Here is a 21,415-nt window from a genome sequence, read left to right as displayed (position 1 = left end):
GAGGTTTGGGATTTTTGGCAATTGATCAGATCGCAAAAATCGGACTGAGTTCCCTTCCAGTGATCTATTATTTTGAAAATTTATTTAGAGAGCAACAGATGCGATTGTTTGAATTGGGTGGAATGCTGCATACCGAAGTAATGCCTGTGCCTCGTACAGATATGAGTTGTTTGGATGACGCCCGCCTAACCAATTATGTAAAAGACATCTTACGAGATCCCGATGTACCTAAAACGCCTGATGAATGGCAAACAAGGCTACTTGGACTGGGTTTTTTAACCGAAACCGCAGGCAGCATTTGCTGCACAATAGCTGGTTTGGTGTTATTTGGTAAAAGCCCGAGACGCTATCTCAAACAAGCGGGTTTACGGGTCATGGTATTTCATGGTGAAGATAAGGAATACCAAGCTGCATTGGATAACATCATTGATGGCCCAATGGTCGGGCGCTGGGATCTTGAAAATGGTGATAAACAGCTAGTCGATGGCGGAGTTATTGAGAGATTTATGGAGGCTATGAGTCCCTTTATTTCTCAAGAGTCTGATCAAGTGAATGAAGAGTTAAGGCGAGAGACACAGTGGTTTTATCCACTTGAGGCCGTTAGAGAAACATTGGTCAATGCGCTGGCGCACCGCGATTGGACGCGTTTTGTTGAAATTGAGGTCTCTAGTTATTCCGACCGGCTTGAAGTCATTAGCCCAGGTTCGTTACCAAACTCCATGACGGTAGAAAAAATGAAAGCGGGACAGCGTTCACCCAGAAATACCATTGTTATGGAAGTATTACGTGATTATGGCTATGTCGATTATCGGGGAATGGGGGTCAGGACCAAAATTGTCCCACTGACAAAAGCGTTAACAGGTAAAGATCCTAAGTTTGATTTGACAGACGATCATTTAAAAACAATCTTATTCCGGTAACAGATGTTGTGGCTGTTGGAACAACGTATACCGCGCTGTATTTGACGCTTTTAAAACAACACCATTTTTTTAAAAGTAATTGGAAAATGACTTTGCAATGCACGATGGAATTTTTGTAAAGCGGATCAAAGCGAAGTAAAAAAAGAAAGCACTGTTATATATGTAAAAGTTTATATATAACAGTGCATTATGTTTGATATGTTATGATGAATTTTGAAACGTTACACTTTAAAAATGACCACTTCACTTCCCAATACAAAAACTCGAAAAAATCCTTCCTAACAGATCATCAGAGGTAAATTCACCCGTTATCTCGCTTAGCGCCTGCTGTGCCAGACGCAGCTCTTCTGCCAGCAATTCACCTGAACGGGCAACCACCAATTGTTCATGGCCCTGCTGTAAATGTTCCGCTGCGGTATTTAATGCTTGTAAATGACGACGACGAGCCAAGAAACCACCTTCGGTATTACTGCTAAAACCCATCGTTTCTTTTAGATGATCGCGCAATAAATCGATGCCTTCACCGCTACGGGCAGAAAGTCTAACCAGCGAGTAACCACTTACTTCTGCAATACTTGTCTCTTCATCGGTCATATCTATCTTATTACGAACGACTGTGATAGGGAGCGATTTAGGCAGACGAGCCATAAATTCAGGCCAGATTTCCACAGGTTCAACCGCGTTCGTTGTCGTGCTATCTACCATAAACAGTACACGATCAGCCTGCTCAATTTCCTGCCAGGCACGCTCAATACCAATACGCTCAACTTCGTCACTGGCTTCACGCAAACCCGCTGTATCAATGATATGCAACGGCATACCGTCAATATGGATATGTTCACGCAGCACATCACGGGTTGTACCTGCAATATCCGTCACAATCGCCGCTTCACGCCCCGCCAATGCATTAAGCAGACTGGATTTCCCCGCATTAGGGCGACCGGCGATAACCACTTTCATCCCTTCACGTAAAAGGCTGCCCTGACGAGCCTGAGAGCGTACACGCTCAAGCTCAGCCATCACTTCATCCAACTTAGCCTCGATTTTCCCATCAGAAAGGAAATCAATCTCTTCATCTGGAAAATCAATAGCAGCTTCTACATAAATTCGTAAGTGAGTAAGTACTTCCACCATTTGATGAACTTGAGTCGAAAAAGCGCCCTGTAAGGAATTCATCGCTGAACGGGCTGCTTGCTCCGAACTGGCATCGATCAGGTCAGCAATGGCTTCCGCCTGAGCTAAATCCAGCTTGTCATTAAGAAAAGCGCGTTCAGAAAACTCACCAGGATTAGCGATTCGCATACCTGGCAGAGTCAGAATACGTTTAAGCAGCAAATCGAGAATAACCGGCCCACCATGCCCTTGAAGCTCCAATACATCTTCTCCGGTAAAGGAGTTAGGCCCCGGAAAGTAAATAGCAATCCCCTGATCAAGTATCCGGCCATCAACATCACAAAATGGCAGATAGTCCGCATAACGGGGTTTGGGTAATTTACCTAATACCACCTCGGCTACCTGTGCGGCTTTCGGGCCGGAAACACGCAAAATACCAACCCCTCCTCGTCCTGGCGGGGTAGCCTGAGCAACAATCGTATCCGTGGTATTCATGGTTATCTCTCTATTGACTTTTTCGCTCAAATTGCTTTAACTCAAATAGTTAAGGCGGTCAATGACCGCCTTTTCTGTTATAACGGCCAGCATGTATTCATTCTGGCTGAAGCTATGTTTTATTTCGCTGGCTTTTTCTCACGACTATGCAAGCCGCGTTTTTCCAGCCCACGATAAATTAATTGCTGCTGAATAATTGTCACCAAGTTACTGACGATATAGTACAGAACCAGACCTGATGGGAACCATAGGAAGAATATGGTAAATATGACCGGCATATAGGTCATAATCTTCTGTTGCATCGGATCAGTAATTGTCGTCGGAGACATTTTCTGGATGATGAACATGGTCACACCCATCAGCAACGGCAGGATGTAATAAGGATCTTGCGCAGACAAGTCATTAATCCAACCAGCAAATGGCGCATGACGCAATTCAACAGAACCCATCAACATGTAATATAAAGCAAGGAAGATTGGCATCTGGATCAACAGAGGCAAACAACCACCCAGTGGGTTCACTTTCTCTGCTTTATACAATGCCATCATTTCCTGGCTCATACGCTGTTTATCATCACCAATACGCTCACGCATAGCCGCCAATTTAGGCTGTAACAGACGCATTTTCGCCATTGACGTGTATTGTGCTTTGGTCAGCGGGTACATAATACCACGCACAATAAAGGTGATAACGATGATGGAGAAACCCCAGTTACCAATAAAACCATGCAGGAACTTCAACAGCTTAAATAATGGCTGAGAGATAAACCACAACCAACCATAGTCTACGGACAGATCCAGATGAGGAGCGACAGCGGCCATTTCATCTTGAATTTCCGGGCCAACCCACAATGTAGAAGAGATCGTTTTCTCACTATTAGCCGCAACAGAGATTGGCGCACTCTTATAGCCAATCGCAGCCATCTCTTTACCTAATGCGGCAGTGTAGAAGGTAGTGGTTTCATTAGCCGCCGGAACCCAAGCGGTAGCAAAATATTGCTGCAACATGGCAATCCAGCCACCTTTGGTGGTTACGGATAAAGATTCACCTTCAATATCGCTAAAGCTATATTTTTTGTATTTGGTATCGTCTGAAGAATAGGCCGCGCCACGGTAAGTATGCAGGGCGAAATTACTGCTTCCTGTATCACGATGCTTTGGCAGTTCAACACTCTGTTTCAACTGACCAAAGAAGGTCATCTGTAACGGTTTTTCCGTCGTGTTATTAACATGGTAATCCACACTAATCGCGTATTCACCACGTTTCAGGACAAATGTTTTAACATAAACAATGCCATCTTTAGTGACGAAATTCATCGGGATACGCAATTCATCCTGCCCATCAGCCAATACATAGCTATCCTGTGCCGCGGTATACAGCGGGCGTTCACTATTCAGCGGATTATCTGGGCCATCTTTCCCCGTTAATCCACTTTGCGCTTGATAAGTGAAAGCAGATGTTGTTTCCAACAACTTGAATGGTTGGTTTGAACCTAGGGTATCAGGATAGGCTAACAGGTCAGCCTCTTCGATATCACCGCCACGAGTATTGATGGTCAAAGAGAGCACATCAGTTTTAACTGTGATAAGTTTACCTTTTCCACTGCCTGGTACAGCCTGATTCTCACTGCTCGGCATATCCGTTTGTTGCGTGGCCTGTACTGTTGTTGGCTGCGGATTTTTATCTGCTTCCCATGCTTGCCAGACCAAGAAAGAAACGAACAGCAAAGCGATGAGAAGAAGATTACGTTGCGAATCCATCGTTAGTGTTCTCTGTTATCGTTGTTTTTTACGGGTGGGACAGGATCATCACCACCTTCATGTAAAGGGTGGCATTTTAATATGCGTTTCACCGTTAACCAACAGCCTTTTATCACCCCAAATCGGCATAATGCCTCAATGCCATATTGAGAGCATGTAGGATTAAAGCGACAACGAGGCCCCAACAGCGGGCTTATTACCAACTGATATCCCCGGATTAATGCGATCAGGAAGCGCGAGCCAAACGACAGTGACGACGCCATAATTTACCCAACGCCTCCGTTAGCGCACGGTTATCAAGCTCAGCAACGCCTTTCTTAACCAATACCACAAAATCCATAGGAGGCAACTGATGTTGGTTTAAACGGAAGCTTTCACGGGCCAACCGCTTAATCCGGTTACGCTCATGAGCACGTTTAACATTTTTCTTGGCTATAGTAAGACCGATACGGGGATGCCCCAGCTCGTTGAGGCGGCCAAGGATAGTAATCTCTGGCGAACTTGCCCGTTGAGGTTGCTGGAAAACATAAGTGAAATGCTTGGGAGTTAACAAGCGTAACTCCCTCGGAAAAGCGAGCGTAACCACTAGATGGTTAGCTTTATTACTTAGAAACGGTCAGACGAGCACGGCCTTTTGCACGACGGCGAGCCAGAACCTGACGACCATTTTTGGTAGCCATACGAGCGCGGAAGCCGTGAGAACGGTTACGCTTCAGTACGGATGGTTGGAAAGTGCGTTTCATAGCGATTTCTACCTAACTTAAAATTATTACTGATTCAGTAAACGCGTTGGCAGCCAGTGAGCAATAGACACCGATGCCTCAATCGCAACATCAATATAAAAGAAGCGGGATTGTAATAAAATGTACAGCTCTGAGTCAATTTACATAACACAAAGTCGGCCGGCTTTTCTACTGAGTTGGATGTTTACCAACACTCTGCCCATGCGTACACCGGAACTCTTCACCAAGAATTATCGGTAAAAAACTCTGGTATCGCACATAGGGTGCAACATTATACGGACTACTGAACAAAGCGCAACGATCACCGGCAGATCTTCATTTTCTGTTATGATCCTTGGTCCAATTTTACTTTAAATATCGGCTTATTCTCGATCTGCATTTGGCAACCACCATATACTCCACTACCACCCCTTTACATCCCTTTATTTCACAGACAATTTTATCCTGTGGATAAAAAGCGCTTAAACTGTGTAAAAGAATGAAGATCTATATCGTCTTTTGCGCTATGATCCCGGGTCATGATTTGGATCTTATCCTCGGATCATGGGGGGAGCGATGACATTAAAAATCGCCATACACATGACAATCGATCCTTCCTCGCCTTAGAGGAGTCGTTGTTTTGTACCCAATATAATGAGCTAACCACTCCGATTTCTTTAATTGTTAATTGGCCTTGTTTTAGGGGAGTCCACCGTGTCACTTTCGCTTTGGCAGCAATGTCTTGCCCGATTGCAGGATGAATTACCTGCCACAGAATTCAGTATGTGGATACGCCCCCTTCAGGCAGAGCTAAGTGGTAACACTCTGGCACTTTATGCCCCAAATCGGTTTGTTCTGGATTGGGTAAGAGAGAAGTATATCAACAACATCAACGGGTTGTTGAATGACTTCTGTGGAGCAGAAGTACCATTATTACGTTTTGAAGTTGGCAATAAACCCATTTCTCAAAATGATAGCCCGCCACAAAGGGTTGTTGCTCACACGCCGGTTGCACCTACGCCACAAAACACATCAGTACGCCCTAGTTGGGATAACACTGCGGTACAACCAGAACTATCTTATCGCTCTAATGTTAACCCAAAACATACTTTTGATAACTTTGTTGAAGGTAAATCCAACCAACTTGCTCGCGCTGCTGCAAGACAGGTAGCGGATAATCCCGGCGGTGCTTATAACCCACTATTTCTTTATGGTGGCACAGGTTTGGGTAAAACCCATCTATTACATGCCGTAGGCAACAGTATTATGGCACGTAAGGCGAATGCCAAGGTGGTTTATATGCATTCTGAACGTTTCGTTCAGGATATGGTCAAAGCATTACAAAATAATGCAATAGAAGAGTTCAAACGCTATTACCGTTCTGTAGACGCATTATTGATCGATGATATTCAGTTTTTTGCCAATAAAGAACGTTCTCAAGAAGAGTTCTTCCATACATTCAATGCATTACTGGAAGGTAATCAACAGATTATTCTGACATCAGATCGCTATCCAAAAGAGATCAATGGGGTAGAAGATCGGTTAAAATCCCGTTTTGGCTGGGGGTTAACCGTTGCCATTGAACCACCAGAACTCGAAACTCGTGTCGCTATCTTGATGAAAAAGGCAGACGAAAACGAAATCCAGTTGCCTGGAGAAGTTGCTTTCTTTATAGCTAAACGTCTGCGTTCTAATGTCCGTGAACTCGAAGGGGCATTGAACAGGGTAATAGCGAATGCCAATTTTACCGGTCGAGCGATTACTATTGATTTTGTACGTGAAGCATTACGTGACTTATTAGCACTGCAAGAAAAACTGGTTACCATTGATAATATTCAGAAAACAGTCGCTGAGTATTATAAAATCAAGGTGGCCGATTTACTTTCCAAACGGCGCTCCCGTTCCGTTGCCCGTCCAAGGCAAATGGCAATGGCGCTGGCAAAAGAGTTAACCAACCACAGCTTGCCTGAAATCGGGGATGCCTTTGGTGGACGTGACCACACAACTGTGTTGCATGCTTGTCGTAAGATCGAGCAACTGCGTGAAGAAAGTCACGACATCAAAGAGGATTTTTCTAACTTAATCAGAACATTGTCTTCCTAGTGCTATGAAATTTATCATTGAACGCGAGCAATTGTTAAAACCACTGCAACAGGTCAGTAGCCCGCTGAGTGGGCGCCCTACTCTGCCTATCCTTGGTAACTTATTACTACAGGTTACAGAAGGTTCCCTGTTGCTGACCGGCACAGATTTAGAAATGGAAATGATGGCAAGAGTCACGCTTTCATCGCCACACGCAGAAGGTGCAACCACGGTACCGGCGCGTAAATTCTTTGATATCTGGCGAGGTTTGCCAGATGGGGCCGAAATCAGTGTAGAACTGGATGGCGACCGCTTATTGGTGCGTTCTGGCCGCAGCCGTTTCTCGCTCTCCACATTGCCTGCATCTGATTTTCCAAATCTCGATGACTGGCAAAGTGAAGTGGAGTTTTCACTGCCCCAAGCCACACTGAAACGCCTTATTGAATCAACTCAATTCTCAATGGCTCACCAGGATGTCCGCTATTATCTCAACGGTATGTTGTTTGAAACCGAAGGAGAAGAGTTGCGTACAGTTGCAACCGATGGTCACCGTCTGGCAGTCTGTTCTATGGGAATTGGTCAAAAGTTACCTTCCCATTCGGTTATCGTGCCACGTAAAGGCGTGATTGAACTCATGAGATTGCTGGATGGCGGCGATACTCCGCTACAGTTACAAATCGGCAGTAACAATATTCGCGCCCACGTTGGCGACTTTATTTTTACTTCTAAATTGGTGGATGGACGTTTCCCTGATTATCGCCGCGTATTGCCAAAGAACCCGGATAAAACCTTGGAAGCTAATTGCGATATGCTGAAACAGGCTTTTTCACGCGCAGCAATTCTCTCTAACGAGAAATTCCGCGGAGTTCGCCTCTATTTCAGTGAGAACCAGCTAAAAATCACAGCCAATAATCCTGAGCAGGAAGAAGCCGAAGAGATTGTCGATGTCAGCTACCAAGGTACTGAAATGGAAATAGGCTTTAATGTCAGTTACGTGCTAGATGTACTTAATACATTAAGATGTGAAGAGGTTCGTTTATTACTGACTGATGCTATTTCCAGTGTTCAGATAGAAGACTGCGCCAGCCACAATGCGGCTTATGTCGTGATGCCAATGCGCCTGTAACCGGATTTATATTTCAGGTATATGACTCTCACGCGTTTACTTATCCGCGATTTTCGTAATATCGCCGCCGCTGATTTGCCTCTGGCTACCGGATTTAACTTTCTGGTTGGACTTAATGGCAGCGGCAAAACCAGCGTACTGGAAGCGATTTATACGCTAGGTCACGGACGTGCTTTTCGTAGCATTCAGACAGGGCGGATAATTCGTCACGACTGTGATGAATTTGTTCTACATGGGCGGTTAAGACAACAAGAGAACGAGCGAGAGCGATCTATCGGTCTGAGTAAAAACCGTCATGGCGACAGTAAAGTCAGAATTGATGGTAGTGATGGCTGGAAAATTGCCGAACTAGCTAAGATGTTACCTATGCAGCTTATTACTCCAGAAGGGTTTACCCTGTTAAATGGCGGGCCAAAGTATCGACGGGCCTTTATTGACTGGGGTTGCTTTCACAATGAGCCACGCTTTTTTTCCGCATGGGTAAACTTAAAACGGCTACTCAAACAACGCAACGCAGCACTACGACAAGTTACTCGCTACAACCAGATACGGCCTTGGGATCAGGAATTGGTACCACTCGCTAACCAAATAAATCAGTGGCGTGGTGAATATGTTACAAACATCACTCAGGATATTACGGACACCTGTAAGCAATTCTTACCCGAATTTACATTAAGTTTCTCTTTCCAACAGGGATGGGATAAAGAGAGTGATTATGCTGAATTACTGGAGCGCCAATTTGAGCGCGACAGAACATTAACCTATACAGCTTCCGGCCCACATAAGGCAGATCTGCGCATTCGTGCGGAAGGAACGCCAGTAGAAGATATGCTATCCCGCGGTCAATTAAAGTTACTGATGTGCGCACTGCGGCTAGCACAGGGTGAATATTTCACCCGACAGAGCGGACAACAATGTCTGTATCTGCTTGATGATTTTGCCTCCGAACTGGATACCGGCCGCCGTCAGTTGCTGGCCGCTCGTCTAAAATCCACGCAAGCTCAGGTATTTGTCAGTGCGATAAATTCCGATCAAATAACAGACATGCTTGATGGAAACAGCAAGATGTTTCGCGTGGAAAATGGCAAAATAGAGGTTCAACCACAGGATTAAAAATGAGCGAGAAACGTTGATGTCGAATACATATGACTCCTCAAGTATCAAGGTATTAAAAGGGCTGGATGCGGTGCGTAAACGTCCGGGCATGTATATCGGTGATACAGACGATGGTACCGGCTTACACCACATGGTCTTCGAGGTTGTCGACAACGCTATCGACGAAGCCCTCGCAGGTCATTGTAATGAAGTTATCGTTACTATTCATGCTGATAACTCAGTCTCCGTACAGGATGATGGCCGCGGTATTCCTACCGGCATACACGAAGAAGAAGGTGTTTCAGCAGCCGAAGTTATTATGACCGTGCTGCATGCAGGGGGTAAATTCGATGATAACTCTTATAAAGTCTCCGGCGGTTTGCACGGCGTAGGGGTTTCTGTTGTTAACGCCTTGTCTGAAAAGCTGGAGTTGGTTATCCGCCGTGACGGCAAAGTTCATGAACAGACTTATCACCTTGGCGTACCACAAAGCCCACTGAAAGTCGTTGGAGAAACGGAACAGACAGGGACTCGCGTCCGTTTCTGGCCGAGCATGGATACTTTCCGTAATAATACAGAATTCCAGCACGACATTTTGGCTAAACGCCTGCGTGAATTATCCTTCTTGAATTCCGGTGTATCTATCCGCCTCATTGATAAGCGCACTAATATAGAAGACCACTTCCATTATGAGGGTGGAATTAAAGCGTTTGTTGAGTTCCTAAATAAAAACAAAACCCCCATTCATCCAAATGTTTTCTATTTTTCTACAGAAAAAGATGGCATCGGCGTTGAAATTTCAATGCAATGGAATGATGGTTTCCAGGAAAATATTTACTGCTTCACCAATAATATCCCACAACGCGATGGAGGAACTCACTTAGTTGGTTTCCGTACTGCGATGACACGTACCCTTAATAGTTACATGGATAAAGAAGGGTACAACAAGAAATCCAAAGTCAGCGCGACTGGTGATGATGCTCGTGAAGGTTTAGTTGCCGTTATTTCCGTTAAAGTGCCTGATCCAAAATTCTCTTCTCAGACTAAAGACAAACTTGTCTCTTCCGAAGTAAAAACTGCGGTTGAAACGCTGATGAATGAAAAGCTGGTGGAATATCTACTGGAAAATCCAAACGACGCTAAAACTGTCGTCAGTAAAATTATTGATGCTGCTCGCGCTCGTGAAGCAGCTCGCAAAGCGCGTGAAATGACACGCCGTAAAGGGGCGCTGGATCTGGCTGGACTGCCAGGCAAATTGGCTGATTGTCAGGAACGTGATCCGGCACTCTCTGAACTCTACTTAGTGGAAGGAGACTCTGCGGGTGGCTCGGCAAAACAGGGACGTAACCGCAAAAATCAGGCAATTTTGCCGCTAAAAGGTAAAATCCTGAATGTCGAAAAAGCGCGTTTCGATAAAATGCTCTCTTCCCAGGAAGTGGCAACCCTGATCACCGCATTGGGCTGTGGTATTGGCCGTGACGAATACAATCCAGATAAACTGCGTTACCATAGCATTATCATCATGACGGATGCGGACGTCGATGGTTCTCATATTCGTACTCTATTGCTGACTTTCTTCTATCGTCAAATGCCAGAAATCATTGAACGCGGTCATGTGTTTATTGCTCAACCACCGTTGTATAAAGTCAAAAAAGGCAAACAAGAACAATACATTAAAGATGATGAAGCAATGGACGAGTACCAACTATCCATTGCACTGGATGGCGCCTCGCTTTACACCAATGAGCACGCACCAGCCCTGAGAGGCGAACCGCTGGAAAAATTGGTGACCGAATTTAATGGTGTTCAAAAAATCATTAAACGCATGGAACGTCTGTATCCGCTAAGTTTATTGAATAACCTAATTTATCATCCAAAGCTGACCGAAGAAGCATTGTCTGATAAGGCGAAAGTTGAAGAATGGATTGAAATGCTGGTCGCTCGTCTGAATGATAGCGAACAAAACGGCAGCAGCTACAGTTATCGCCTCCATGAAAATCGTGAGCGCCAAATGTACGAACCGGTTCTGTGTGTTCGTACACACGGTGTAGATACTGATTATCTATTGGACTTCGATTTTGTCCACGGCGGCGAATATCACCGTATCACTCAGCTAGGCGATAAACTTCGTAACTTGATTGAAGAAAGTGCTTATATCGAACGTGGCGAACGACGCCAACCAGTTAGCAGTTTTGAACAAGCGCTAAACTGGTTGACTAAAGAGTCTCGCCGTGGGTTGTCTATACAGCGCTATAAAGGCTTGGGAGAAATGAACCCTGAGCAGTTATGGGAAACTACCATGAACCCAGAAACTCGTCGCATGATGCGTGTGACAGTAAAAGATGCCATTGCAACTGACCAACTGTTTACAACTCTAATGGGTGATGCTGTTGAACCTCGCCGTGCATTTATCGAAGAAAATGCCCTGAAAGCAGCTAATATCGATATCTGATTGATATTATTATCAATTTAAAAAACGCTCATATTAATTCTCTATGAGTGTTTTTTTATCTGTTATTTATAGTCAATAAAGTGTAATTTATTTAATGTTTCTGTAAAACATCACTTAAATATAATCTAAGGGTATAATATGGCAGACATGATTTACATGACTATAAAGGGAAAAAAACAGGGATTAATATCTGCTGGATGTTCTTCTGTTGATTCTATTGGTAATAAATATCAAGCAAACCACTTTGATCAGATATTAGTTTATACCCTATGGATTTCAAGTTGCATCGCGGCGGCAAGGGAGTGAATCCCCGGGAACATAGCAAACTATGTGACCGGGGTGAGCGAGTGCAGCCAACAAAGAGGCAGCTTAAAAGATGACGGGTATATAGCTTAAGCCATGCGATAACACAGACTCAAAATGTCGATCATCAACCCATTATTATCCAAAAACCTATCGACAAATCATCACCATTACTCGGTGTTGCTATTTCTGAGAATGAGTCTCTTGAATACTCTATTGATTTTTACCGAACTAACTCAAATGGTGCTCAAGAACGTTATTACAATATAAAGATCACTGGCGCCACAATCACTGAAATAAGTGTCTTACATCCACATTCATTGAATCATAATGAGCTTCCACCACAGGAAAGTATTTCGTTAAAATATACAAACATTACCTGGAATCACCTTATCGCAGGTACTGGCGGTTATAGTATTTGGGATGACAGAATTTATTAAATAATCAAAACAAGGCGTTTTAATTTAACGCCTTGTTTCATTGACGAACTTTCTTGGTAGAACCAAAGCATATAAAATAGAAAACATCACACTACCTACTCTAATTACCTCACTATTTAAATTAATAAACATTGATATAATTTCATGATAACCATCATATTTAACAATAAACAATTGAGCAGTTCCAAACATGACTATTATAAAGAATGAAAAAACAGATAGAATATAACTCCCTCTTTTCTCTATAATAACTTTAACAATAAGAAGTAAAAATAATATTACCAAAGATAAAAAATAGTACAGTAAAATATCTTACCAAGTAGATTGAGTGGAAACTGTAACATCTATATAGTCCATCATTATTTTTCACCAGTAATTTATTGTCAACATTTAAACTTCCTTGGGAACATCATCATGACTAAAATTGAAAATATCACCGCACTTACTCTTATTACCTCATCATTTAAATTCAAAAATATAAATGGTGGAATCAAGGAATAACTAAATTTAGATATAATTAATTGATCTGTACAAAAAGAAAATAAAAACAAAAGATTAATTATAAATAGAGAAATACTCTTTTTACTTTCCGTGTATTTTTTAATAAATAAAAAAACATAGAAAAATTATTATAAATAAAAAATATAATAAAAGATCCATATCAGATGATTGAGTAGATATAATTAGTTCCTGACCCATATTATTTGGCTAATATAACGAGAAGATAACGTCCTTGCCAACTCCCTTAATTCTCTAACCTTTAAAGCTAGTAGTTTATCTTGTTCCATTCCTACCATCTCCATAAAAACGATTCACTATACATTTGGATAGAAGATCATAAATATAGATTATGAATATAACAAAAATAAACCAATAAAGAAACAATGAACAGAACTATATGGATAAATCCACCCGAATAACGAGTGGATTTTCACACAAACAAATATATTAAAATAATTAAACCAAGATACGCAGCATACGACGCAGAGGCTCTGCTGCTCCCCACAACAATTGGTCACCGACAGTAAAAGCAGACAAATACTCTGGGCCCATATTCAGTTTACGTAAACGTCCTACAGGAGTATTCAAAGTTCCCGTTACCGCCGCCGGGGTTAATTCGCGCATACTTAATTCGCGATCATTTGGAATAACACGAACCCAGTCATTATGCACAGCCAGTAATTGCTCAATTTCAGGAATCGAAATATCTTTTTTCAATTTCAGAGTAAATGCCTGACTATGGCAACGCAGCGCCCCAATACGTACACACAAGCCATCCACGGTAATGATGTTATTACCGGTATTCAGAATCTTGTTGGTTTCTGCCTGACCTTTCCACTCTTCACGGCTTTGGCCATTATCAAGTTGTTTATCAATCCACGGAATCAAACTACCTGCCAACGGTACGCCAAATTGCTCAGTTGACATAACTCCACTACGGGTGAAATCCGTTACTTTTCTTTCAATATCCAGAATAGCCGATGCCGGATCTTGCAGCTCTTTTGCTACCTGAGTATGTAGAGCTCCCATCTGAACCAGAAGTTCACGCATATGACGAGCGCCCGCACCAGAAGCTGCCTGATAAGTTGCAACAGAAGCCCATTCAACCAAATTATTAGCAAACAAACCGCCCAAAGACATCAGCATTAGGCTAACGGTACAATTACCACCAACAAAAGTTTTTATGCCTTCATTAAGACCTTGCTGAATATGCGCATGGTTAACTGGATCAAGAATAATGATGGAATCATCATTCATACGCAGTGCTGACGCCGCATCAATCCAATATCCCTGCCAACCCGTTGCTCTTAACTTTGGATAAATCTCATTAGTATAATCTCCCCCCTGACAGCTAATAATAATATCCAAAGCACCAAGAGCTTCGATATCGAAAGCATTCTGTAACGTACCTTGCTGACCAGTAAAATCAGGTGCTGGCTGTCCGTGTTGTGATGTCGAGAAGAATACCGGACGAATAACATCAAAATCCCGCTCTTCAATCATACGCTGCATTAATACTGAGCCGACCATCCCGCGCCAGCCGATAAAGCCCACATTTTTCATCATTATTGTCCTACTTCGGTGAGTGTTGATTCAGTGATTCTGATTACACCAAAGCTGACAAAATATGACCAAGGACGCAAGTGAATTTATTAACTAATTCACAAGATATTTAGCAACGTAGCTAGCAGCAAGATATATAACAAATCTGGCATCTGAGTAAGAAGCCACCGGCTGGTGGCAAATATTTACAATTAACTTTTAATTTCAAGTCACATTCAATTGAGTTTTAGTTTTTTCTTTGGGATGCGGCTTAACACTTATTACTTCACCAGGTTTGGAAATAAAGCGGACAAACGTTTCATGGCTAACGAAAGTTGCACCACAATTGATGTTTTGACATTGATTATAACGTTCTTTTGTATGGCTGGAATGCTCAAAGCTACTGCGTGCATGAGCCGCTTTACCACAAAGAGGACACTTGATCATATTTTCTTACCCTTAACTAAAACATGAACTCTCATAATGTGAACAATATAGCAATGAGATCTCACTTAAAGAACAATTATTTCATATCGAGATCATCAATTTTTAATTCCAGAGTCAGTGCTGTTGTAAAACCACCACCAGATCCATTCACCGTGTGAGTGACTGTCGTTAATGTCCATTCGGCAGCATCTATTTCTGGTTTAAAACCGGTAACCTTGATTGGTATTTCAGGGTAGAGATCTGCACGCCCCTGAGCCAGTTGAATCGAAAACGTCGCTGCTCCACGTTGCATTTTTTCCCAGGCAACCTTGGCTGCACGTTTAGCACTAGCCTCATCAGCATAAGTACGAGAAAGCTCTAATACGTTATCTTTGCTACCGATCAAATAAGATTTTAATTTATCAGCATTTTCCTGATTTTTTCGTTCAACGGTTAAGGTATGTTTTTTCTCCGGTTTACGGACATCCAACCAGTTTGCTACCACGCCGGTATAAGCCTCACGATCGGACAGAGTAAAATTGTGGTTGTCACCTGACCGACGTGTAATCACTAATGCAGGGATAACCGCACCACTGGCTGTTTTGTTCTGTCCTTGCCGAATAAATATCAACTTACCATTTTTTACTGAAGCAATCGCCCCTTCCTGCCTTGCCAAGCGAGTGAGAAAACTACCATCAGACTCATTCGTCTGATCAATATGGTTAATCAATATTTTCGCTATATCTTGATGTAAATCGGCGGTAAGCCTATTCCTTGCAGCAATAGTGCGAACAATATCACCTATCGTTTTCTTATGATAAGACTCTTCACGTCTCATATTGAGAGATTCACGGAAATCAGCACTACGGGCACGAATCGTTAATTTGTCCGGAGCTCCACTGTGGCCAATTTCATCCACAGTAAAACGTCCTTTACTAATCAGTGGCTGATCACGCCATCCCAACGCCAATGAAATCACATTACCTCTGGAAGGTAACACCAAACTTCCATCTGCATCATCCAGTTCAATATCAAGCTGGTCGGCTTCAAAGCCTCGATTATCTGTCATCGTTAGTGACATCAGGCGCGATTGAATGCGCCCGCTGATATCTTTATTATCAATTTCCAAAAGAAATGCCGGTGCACCACCTTTTTCGGAACCTCTGCCAAATTTAGACGTCATGATCATACCTCTTTGACTCTATCTGACAAATTGTCTGTAAGCATAGAGAATTGTCCCTGAAGATCACCGAACATTTCAATTAGAGAACTATCTACTCGCTTCAATGTCAACGTGAAATCAATTTTGCGGGCAGAACCATTCGACATAAATTCAGTTTTTGTCTGGTCGATACTCTCAATGACAAACATACCGTAAACCGTGCCGCTGCCATCTATAAAAGACCAAGCCTTACCGCTGTCAGCCATAACTTGTAGTACCGTCAATGATAAACGGCCACCAGTAATTTCTGGATATAACGAACCGGAAAGTGTCATTGTGTCGTTATCCGGCCCCAGAAATTGCCAGGCAGGCCGCACCCCGATACGGCTATTAAAAGCATGTCGCCATGACTGAGTATATTGCATACTCTGGTATGGCGTGGTTTTCAACATAAAAACAAATAAACCCAGTGCAGCCATCATAATTAGAATTCTCCTCTATCAGAGAATGAACTGCGTAAACGAGCCTGCTGTTTACGTTCCCGATCATCCAATTCGCGCCTAACCGCTGCTGCAATATCCTGCGCAGATTGCCCCGGCGCACCATAGATATTTATATGATAGACCGGCGATTCACTGCGGTATTCAACCACCTGACGTTTGTCCGTTTTCTTTTCCTGAATCTGCGGATAAGCATGAACCGGTAAACTCTGAACATGCAATGGCGCTGTTCTGGCTGCGGTAGAAGGCGCCATTACGCTTAAAGAAAATGCCGCAGCGGCAGCAAGTTTAGCAGTCTGTCGTCTGCTAATAACATTAACAGGGCCAGTGACAATCTCTGGTCCATATTCACCAACAATACCAAATCGACCAGCCGGAATAATGCCCCCTTTGTCATGTTTGGGCAGAACCGAACTGACATTAGGACTTACATTATTATTGGCGTCTTTTGAAATATCCTCCTTTGACCGCATCCAGTCAGGGAGATACTCAGACAATGAAGTCAGTTTCTTTTTCAGGGCTTCCCACTTTTCATTAATCCCCTCCAATAAACTGTTAACTATCGCTGTGCCAACCTCTTTAAATTTACTGGGTAGACTCATTACGTCAGTAATAATTTCATTCCATTTGTCCGAGATAGATATTTTAATATTCTCCCAGACATCCAATGTATTCTGCTTAACTAATTCCCAGGCATTACTGATACTAGTTTTAATATTTTCCCACGTTTGCAGAACACTCTGTTTAATGGATTCCCATTTCTCACTTAGGCTAATTTTAATATTTTCCCAAAGCTGAGAAAATTTCGGCCCCAATGTTTCCCAATTTTGCCAAATATAAACAGCGGCCATAGCAATTATACCAATAATGGCGAGGATTGGATTAGCCATCATCAGACGACCAACTATCATCATGGTGCTACCCAACATTTTTAGAGCATTCCCGACCAATCCAAGAGCTCTCACACCAGTACTACCAAAGAAAGTAAGACTATATTTCGCTACAGCTAATGGAAGCAATATCGAAGCGATCGCCTGTGCCAATGCGCCAAACACAGTTAACATGCCTCCGACTACCACCGTAATAGTCGCAAGCGTTGCAGCCAAGCGTGGGTTGGCTTCCATCCACTCACTTACTTTATTGACTACATTTGTTACTTGCTGGGTGACTTCTCTTGCGGGACCTTCTACACCAGAAAACATCTGAACGCCTAGATCACTCCAAGCGGCATTAAGCTTTTGGATATCACCAGTAAGACTATTCGTCATTGCAGATGCAACTTTTTGAGATTCACCTTGAGCACTTTTTAGTTCAGCGATAAAAGATTGCAATCCTCCTTGTCCTGCCTGATTCGCCAACACATCTAGAGCAGGAGCAGACTTTTCACCACCAATTGCTGTGAAATAACTCGTACGTTGTTTACTGCTCATTGAGCGGGTTTTATCATCTAGTTCAACGAGAATATCAGGTAACTGCCGTAAATTACCTTTAGCATCACGAGTTTTAATATCTAGTTGTTTCAATGCGACAGCAGCAGCTTTAGGTGGTTCAGCCAACCGGCTTAGCACACTACTCAGAGCCTCTCCAGCTTCACTTCCCTTGATATTGGCATCACTTAGCTTTCTTGTAGCAGCCGCAACGGTTTCAATATCAACCCCCAAAGAAGTAGCCGCTGGAGCGACAGATTTCATGGTATCACCCAATCCCGCCAACGTTGTTTTTGAACCAATAAACGTTGCCGTCAAAACATCACTAACATGCCCCATCTCCTTGGATTGTAATTTAAACCCTTCCAGTACCTCAGTGCTAATATCAACCACATTGGCAAAATCTGTACCACTTGCCTGCGACATTAGTACCGCGCCTGGCATCACATTCTTTATCTGGTCAGGAGAATAACCCTTAGAGGCATAAAGGCTCTGTCCCTGTGCAATCTGGCTGGCAGGAATCCCTGTACTTTTACTCAACTCACGACTTTGATTGAGCAACATAGTGTATTCAGGAGAATTTTTTTCAATATTAGTTTGTGCCTGAATTTTGGACATTTGAGCACTGAGATCATAACCCGGCATCAGAAAGTTTTTACTGGTTGTCAGTATCTTACTACCGGCTGATTTTGCACTAACACCATATTGGCTAATGCGGTCACGAAGCTCTTTGATTTTGCTATAACGACCTTCACCGCGATTTTCTTCCTTTTTGTTACTGGTATGCGCAGTTTCCTGCGCATATTCAGGAGCAGAATAAGGTTTAATTGCTTCATAAGTCTGATTTAATCGCTTGAATTCATCACGATTTTGCCGGAGAGAATCCGCCAACCTTTTATTATTTCGCTGGGCAGATTTCAAGGCGTTGGTCAGCTTATTAACGGACTGTATTACCAATTTAAGCTGTGACTGTGTATTACTCATTTTCTGCACCACTTCGTAAGATGGCCCGATGTCGCCAGTCCAGTAATTCCGGTAGTGACATTTCATCTGTCACTGCCGGAGACCAGTGGAAAACGGTGGCAATATCTGCCACCAATTCATCTACGGTTAGTCGGTCTGGAAACCGGACTTCGCCGACTTCGGTAACAAAAAATTGACCACCTCAACACTGAGATTAATCAGATCGCCGGGTGTCATTGACAACAGATCGCTTTTAGTGAGCGCTGGTGTGGTAACACGTGGTAAAACCAAAATCATTGAATCCACATCCATCTCCAGCAAAGCCTGTAGCCGAGCACCACGCAACGCGCCACTGTTCGGTTTACGCACCACCACCTCAGTGATGTTGCTACTACCACGTGCAAGCGGTTCTTCTAATACGATTGTGCGCTGCTCGTCGTTTTGAGTAATTAGTGTTTCTGTCATGGTTCAACCTTGTTTATCCGATTAGATTAAAGACCCATAGCGCGACGGTGATCTGCCAAGCGATCTTCACCATTAACGACTTCAACCATGTTAACGGTATCCACTTCAATCAGAACTTCACCATCCCATGTCAATTTGAAATAGGTGTTTTTAGCACTGATTTTGGTCTGAGTATTATCACCCTGCTTATAGGTACCGTGGTCAAACTCATGGAAACGGCCGCGCATCACGATTTCAACAGCAATCACATCGCTGGTATCATCGCGCTGGCAGGAGCCTGCAAAGCGCAACATTACGCCATCGGCTTTGGTCAGCCCCCATTGCCGATAATGTTGAGCTTCCATACCACCTAGAGTAAATTCAACGTCCAATGCACCTTCATCCAAGCCTAAGTCCACGGTTGCGCTACCGTTCATACCACCACCACGATAGGTTTCCAGTTTACGACTCAGCTTAGGTAGAGTAAGTTCTTCCACTATTCCCTGATAACTATTGCCATCATTAAACAAGTTCAGGAATTTAAGTTTGCGAGGTAATGCCATCTGTGTCCCCTTAGCCGTTTATGCTTTTCGCGAAATCCATCAGGTAACGATCTGTAATACGCTGGCGTAACATCATGTTTTCCAGTGGTGGTACAGGTGTATAGTCGTAATCGAGGGTCAATTTACCCGCTTTCAAGGTGTCTTTATCATTGGCGTTTTCGTCATACCAGCATTGACCGTCAATAATGTAGCCCCCAGATTTCAATTCACGGAACTTAGCATTGATACCTTCGATAATGTCTCGTACGAGTGAAGGAGTTAGTGGCTTATCGATTGCCCACATATGTGCTTCCGCCATAGTGTCAGCCAATACTTGGGCAGTACGAGTGTAACTTTCGAACTGGAACAATGGATCATCAGCGCAGGTACGGGAACCCCAGAAACGGAAGCCATTTTTACGGATAAGTGTCGTAATACCATTTTGGTTTAGCAGGCCTGAATCTGTTGCTGGATCTTGAAGATCCCAGAATACGTCTGCTGAAAGACCGGTCACACCATTGACACCGATGTTCGACAGTGTTTTGTGCCAACCTGTTTCTTCATCAATTTTTGCACGCAAGCCCAGTGCACGAGCAGTCGCGTAGGCGATAGTTTCCTTATTAGAAACAGTGTCCCAACTTAAGAAATCAGGCCAAATTAGCATTAATTCGCGCTGACTGAAGTTTTTGCGATATTCGATAACTTCTGAGATAGTTTTACTACCATAGGCGCTGATATAAGCCATTGCTCTCAGTTTTTGCGCAATACTCGCCAACTCAACAGCAACAGCCTTCGTATCCAGCCCAGGAACCCCCAGAATACGCGGCTTCACACCTAATTGGCTTTGTGCTGCCAACAGTGCCTGTATACCGGTTTTCTTACCTTCATTAGTTGTAGTACCAATGATGTTGCTGGTAGTTTGCTCTTCCGTTTCACCTTGTGCTACACGGACAACAACAGTAACGGGTTTAGACTGGTCTGAGATAGCTTTGAGTGCCTGAGGCAATGTACCGGTTTTACCAGCTTTGCCAATGGCGAGTGAAACATCAGTAATCAAGACCGGAGTATTTAGTGGGAAAGTTTTTTCGTCTGCTTCAGGACCAGTACACACCATACCAACAATAGCGGTGCTAACTGTGGTAATGGTACGCGTACCTTCATTAATTTCCTGTACACGGACGCCGTGATGATAATCTTGTGCCATATTAGCGGTTCTCCTGTTAAGGTGTCCCGCTATGTTGAAGTATCCGAATTATTAAATCATTCGATGGGAAATGTGTGAGAGATGATACAAATCAGGTTGCTTAATTTATTATTTTTTCTAATTATTTGTACTTCATAGATAGTGGAAAAAGAAACCTCTATAAATCAATATCTGTTTCTTCTGGCGTTAACTTTTA

Annotated in this window: 19 protein-coding genes and 2 pseudogenes; 7 read left to right on the top strand and 14 right to left on the bottom strand. The window is 43.2% G+C overall.

Features of this window, described 5'->3' with window-relative positions:
• Nucleotides 1-920, top strand: a 920-nt coding sequence (locus tag Phpb_RS01260; RefSeq protein WP_240492372.1) for an ATP-binding protein, incomplete at its 5' end; no start/stop codon positions are given.
• Between the two features lie 243 nt (nucleotides 921-1,163).
• Here the strand turns inward: Phpb_RS01260 and mnmE are convergent.
• The 5 genes from mnmE to rpmH form a co-directional block, all read right to left on the bottom strand.
• Nucleotides 1,164-2,528: a tRNA uridine-5-carboxymethylaminomethyl(34) synthesis GTPase MnmE gene (mnmE, locus tag Phpb_RS01255; RefSeq protein ID WP_065388815.1), complete on the bottom strand. Its 1,365-nt coding sequence runs from the start codon at nucleotides 2,526-2,528 to the stop codon at nucleotides 1,164-1,166.
• Between the two features lie 119 nt (nucleotides 2,529-2,647).
• The gene (gene yidC / locus Phpb_RS01250) at nucleotides 2,648-4,288 is read right to left on the bottom strand and encodes a membrane protein insertase YidC (protein ID WP_065388814.1); all 1,641 of its coding nucleotides are present in this window, start codon (nucleotides 4,286-4,288) and stop codon (nucleotides 2,648-2,650) included.
• Nucleotides 4,289-4,290: 2 nt separating this feature from the next.
• Nucleotides 4,291-4,551, bottom strand: coding sequence for a membrane protein insertion efficiency factor YidD (gene yidD / locus Phpb_RS23270; protein ID WP_075489364.1), 261 nt, complete (start codon nucleotides 4,549-4,551; stop codon nucleotides 4,291-4,293).
• Entirely contained in the window at nucleotides 4,515-4,874 is a 360-nt protein-coding gene (rnpA, locus tag Phpb_RS01245; RefSeq protein WP_071647078.1) for a ribonuclease P protein component, read from the bottom strand. Before rnpA ends, yidD begins: the two co-directional genes overlap by 37 nt.
• Nucleotides 4,875-4,890: 16 nt before the next feature.
• Nucleotides 4,891-5,031 carry a 50S ribosomal protein L34 gene (gene rpmH / locus Phpb_RS01240; protein ID WP_000831330.1) on the bottom strand — a complete coding sequence of 47 codons (141 nt, stop codon included), beginning with the start codon at nucleotides 5,029-5,031 and terminating at the stop codon, nucleotides 4,891-4,893.
• A gap of 693 nt (nucleotides 5,032-5,724) precedes the next feature.
• Between rpmH and dnaA the strand changes: the two genes are divergently transcribed.
• The 6 genes and pseudogenes from dnaA to tssD (Phpb_RS01215) form a co-directional block, all read left to right on the top strand.
• On the top strand, nucleotides 5,725-7,113 hold the full coding sequence (gene dnaA, locus Phpb_RS01235) for a chromosomal replication initiator protein DnaA (protein WP_065388813.1): 1,389 nt from the start codon (nucleotides 5,725-5,727) through the stop codon (nucleotides 7,111-7,113).
• A gap of 4 nt (nucleotides 7,114-7,117) precedes the next feature.
• On the top strand, nucleotides 7,118-8,218 hold the full coding sequence (gene dnaN, locus Phpb_RS01230; protein WP_065388812.1) for a DNA polymerase III subunit beta: 1,101 nt from the start codon (nucleotides 7,118-7,120) through the stop codon (nucleotides 8,216-8,218).
• 21 nt (nucleotides 8,219-8,239) lie between these two features.
• Nucleotides 8,240-9,331: a DNA replication/repair protein RecF gene (recF, locus tag Phpb_RS01225; protein ID WP_065388811.1), complete on the top strand. Its 1,092-nt coding sequence runs from the start codon at nucleotides 8,240-8,242 to the stop codon at nucleotides 9,329-9,331.
• A 19-nt stretch (nucleotides 9,332-9,350) separates the two neighbouring features.
• Nucleotides 9,351-11,765 carry a DNA topoisomerase (ATP-hydrolyzing) subunit B gene (gene gyrB / locus Phpb_RS01220; RefSeq protein WP_065388810.1) on the top strand — a complete coding sequence of 805 codons (2,415 nt, stop codon included), beginning with the start codon at nucleotides 9,351-9,353 and terminating at the stop codon, nucleotides 11,763-11,765.
• A 138-nt stretch (nucleotides 11,766-11,903) separates the two neighbouring features.
• A pseudogene (tssD, locus tag Phpb_RS23265) lies at nucleotides 11,904-12,023 on the top strand (type VI secretion system tube protein TssD); the annotation flags it as partial.
• 125 nt (nucleotides 12,024-12,148) lie between these two features.
• Nucleotides 12,149-12,508 (top strand): annotated as a pseudogene (gene tssD / locus Phpb_RS01215) (type VI secretion system tube protein TssD); the annotation flags it as partial.
• Between the two features lie 957 nt (nucleotides 12,509-13,465).
• On the opposite strand, the gene asd reads toward tssD (Phpb_RS01215), so the two are convergent.
• The 9 genes from asd to Phpb_RS01175 all read right to left on the bottom strand — a co-directional run bounded on the left by asd (nucleotide 13,466) and on the right by Phpb_RS01175 (nucleotide 21,219).
• The gene (gene asd / locus Phpb_RS01210) at nucleotides 13,466-14,572 is read right to left on the bottom strand and encodes an aspartate-semialdehyde dehydrogenase (RefSeq protein ID WP_065388809.1); all 1,107 of its coding nucleotides are present in this window, start codon (nucleotides 14,570-14,572) and stop codon (nucleotides 13,466-13,468) included.
• Nucleotides 14,573-14,776: 204 nt separating this feature from the next.
• Nucleotides 14,777-14,998, bottom strand: a complete 222-nt coding sequence (locus Phpb_RS01205) for an ogr/Delta-like zinc finger family protein (RefSeq protein ID WP_036782400.1) — start codon at nucleotides 14,996-14,998, stop codon at nucleotides 14,777-14,779.
• Nucleotides 14,999-15,074: 76 nt separating this feature from the next.
• Nucleotides 15,075-16,160 carry a phage late control D family protein gene (locus tag Phpb_RS01200; protein WP_105396539.1) on the bottom strand — a complete coding sequence of 362 codons (1,086 nt, stop codon included), beginning with the start codon at nucleotides 16,158-16,160 and terminating at the stop codon, nucleotides 15,075-15,077.
• 2 nt (nucleotides 16,161-16,162) lie between these two features.
• Nucleotides 16,163-16,621, bottom strand: a complete 459-nt coding sequence (locus tag Phpb_RS01195) for a phage tail protein (protein ID WP_046396587.1) — start codon at nucleotides 16,619-16,621, stop codon at nucleotides 16,163-16,165.
• 2 nt (nucleotides 16,622-16,623) lie between these two features.
• Complete coding sequence (locus tag Phpb_RS01190) at nucleotides 16,624-19,050, bottom strand: phage tail tape measure protein (RefSeq protein ID WP_240492371.1); 2,427 nt, start codon at nucleotides 19,048-19,050, stop codon at nucleotides 16,624-16,626.
• Nucleotides 19,043-19,162 (bottom strand): GpE family phage tail protein, encoded by a 120-nt coding sequence (locus tag Phpb_RS23260; RefSeq protein WP_011144425.1) that lies wholly within the window; start codon nucleotides 19,160-19,162, stop codon nucleotides 19,043-19,045. Before Phpb_RS23260 ends, Phpb_RS01190 begins: the two co-directional genes overlap by 8 nt.
• 14 nt (nucleotides 19,163-19,176) lie before the next feature.
• Entirely contained in the window at nucleotides 19,177-19,494 is a 318-nt protein-coding gene (locus tag Phpb_RS01185; protein ID WP_011144426.1) for a phage tail assembly protein, read from the bottom strand.
• Nucleotides 19,495-19,520: 26 nt separating this feature from the next.
• Nucleotides 19,521-20,036, bottom strand: coding sequence for a phage major tail tube protein (locus Phpb_RS01180; protein ID WP_036782412.1), 516 nt, complete (start codon nucleotides 20,034-20,036; stop codon nucleotides 19,521-19,523).
• A gap of 10 nt (nucleotides 20,037-20,046) precedes the next feature.
• A complete protein-coding gene (locus Phpb_RS01175) occupies nucleotides 20,047-21,219 on the bottom strand; it encodes a phage tail sheath protein (RefSeq protein WP_036782415.1) in 1,173 nt (390 codons plus the stop codon).
• Nucleotides 21,220-21,415: the final 196 nt, after the last annotated feature.

Source organism: Photorhabdus namnaonensis, assembly GCF_001684335.1.
In the GTDB taxonomy this organism is placed as follows: Bacteria; Pseudomonadota; Gammaproteobacteria; order Enterobacterales; family Enterobacteriaceae; genus Photorhabdus; species Photorhabdus namnaonensis.
The sequence above is the reverse complement of the archived record's forward strand: the minus strand, read 5'-3'. Positions and strand labels throughout refer to the sequence as shown.

Bases quoted from the DNA above. Each gene is read 5' to 3' on its own strand.
- yidD (WP_075489364.1), bottom strand. From the start codon at position 4,551: ATGGCGTCGTCACTGTCGTTTGGCTCGCGCTTCCTGATCGCATTAATC.
- recF (WP_065388811.1), top strand. From the start codon at position 8,240: ATGACTCTCACGCGTTTACTTATCCGCGATTTTCGTAATATCGCCGCC.
- mnmE (WP_065388815.1), bottom strand. From the start codon at position 2,528: ATGAATACCACGGATACGATTGTTGCTCAGGCTACCCCGCCAGGACGA.
- Phpb_RS01205 (WP_036782400.1), bottom strand. From the start codon at position 14,998: ATGATCAAGTGTCCTCTTTGTGGTAAAGCGGCTCATGCACGCAGTAGC.
- gyrB (WP_065388810.1), top strand. From the start codon at position 9,351: ATGTCGAATACATATGACTCCTCAAGTATCAAGGTATTAAAAGGGCTG.
- Phpb_RS01195 (WP_046396587.1), bottom strand. From the start codon at position 16,621: ATGATGGCTGCACTGGGTTTATTTGTTTTTATGTTGAAAACCACGCCA.
- rpmH (WP_000831330.1), bottom strand. From the start codon at position 5,031: ATGAAACGCACTTTCCAACCATCCGTACTGAAGCGTAACCGTTCTCAC.
- yidC (WP_065388814.1), bottom strand. From the start codon at position 4,288: ATGGATTCGCAACGTAATCTTCTTCTCATCGCTTTGCTGTTCGTTTCT.
- Phpb_RS01180 (WP_036782412.1), bottom strand. From the start codon at position 20,036: ATGGCATTACCTCGCAAACTTAAATTCCTGAACTTGTTTAATGATGGC.
- Phpb_RS01185 (WP_011144426.1), bottom strand. From the start codon at position 19,494: ATGACAGAAACACTAATTACTCAAAACGACGAGCAGCGCACAATCGTA.
- Phpb_RS01175 (WP_036782415.1), bottom strand. From the start codon at position 21,219: ATGGCACAAGATTATCATCACGGCGTCCGTGTACAGGAAATTAATGAA.
- Phpb_RS01190 (WP_240492371.1), bottom strand. From the start codon at position 19,050: ATGAGTAATACACAGTCACAGCTTAAATTGGTAATACAGTCCGTTAAT.
- dnaN (WP_065388812.1), top strand. From the start codon at position 7,118: ATGAAATTTATCATTGAACGCGAGCAATTGTTAAAACCACTGCAACAG.
- asd (WP_065388809.1), bottom strand. From the start codon at position 14,572: ATGAAAAATGTGGGCTTTATCGGCTGGCGCGGGATGGTCGGCTCAGTA.
- Phpb_RS01200 (WP_105396539.1), bottom strand. From the start codon at position 16,160: ATGACGTCTAAATTTGGCAGAGGTTCCGAAAAAGGTGGTGCACCGGCA.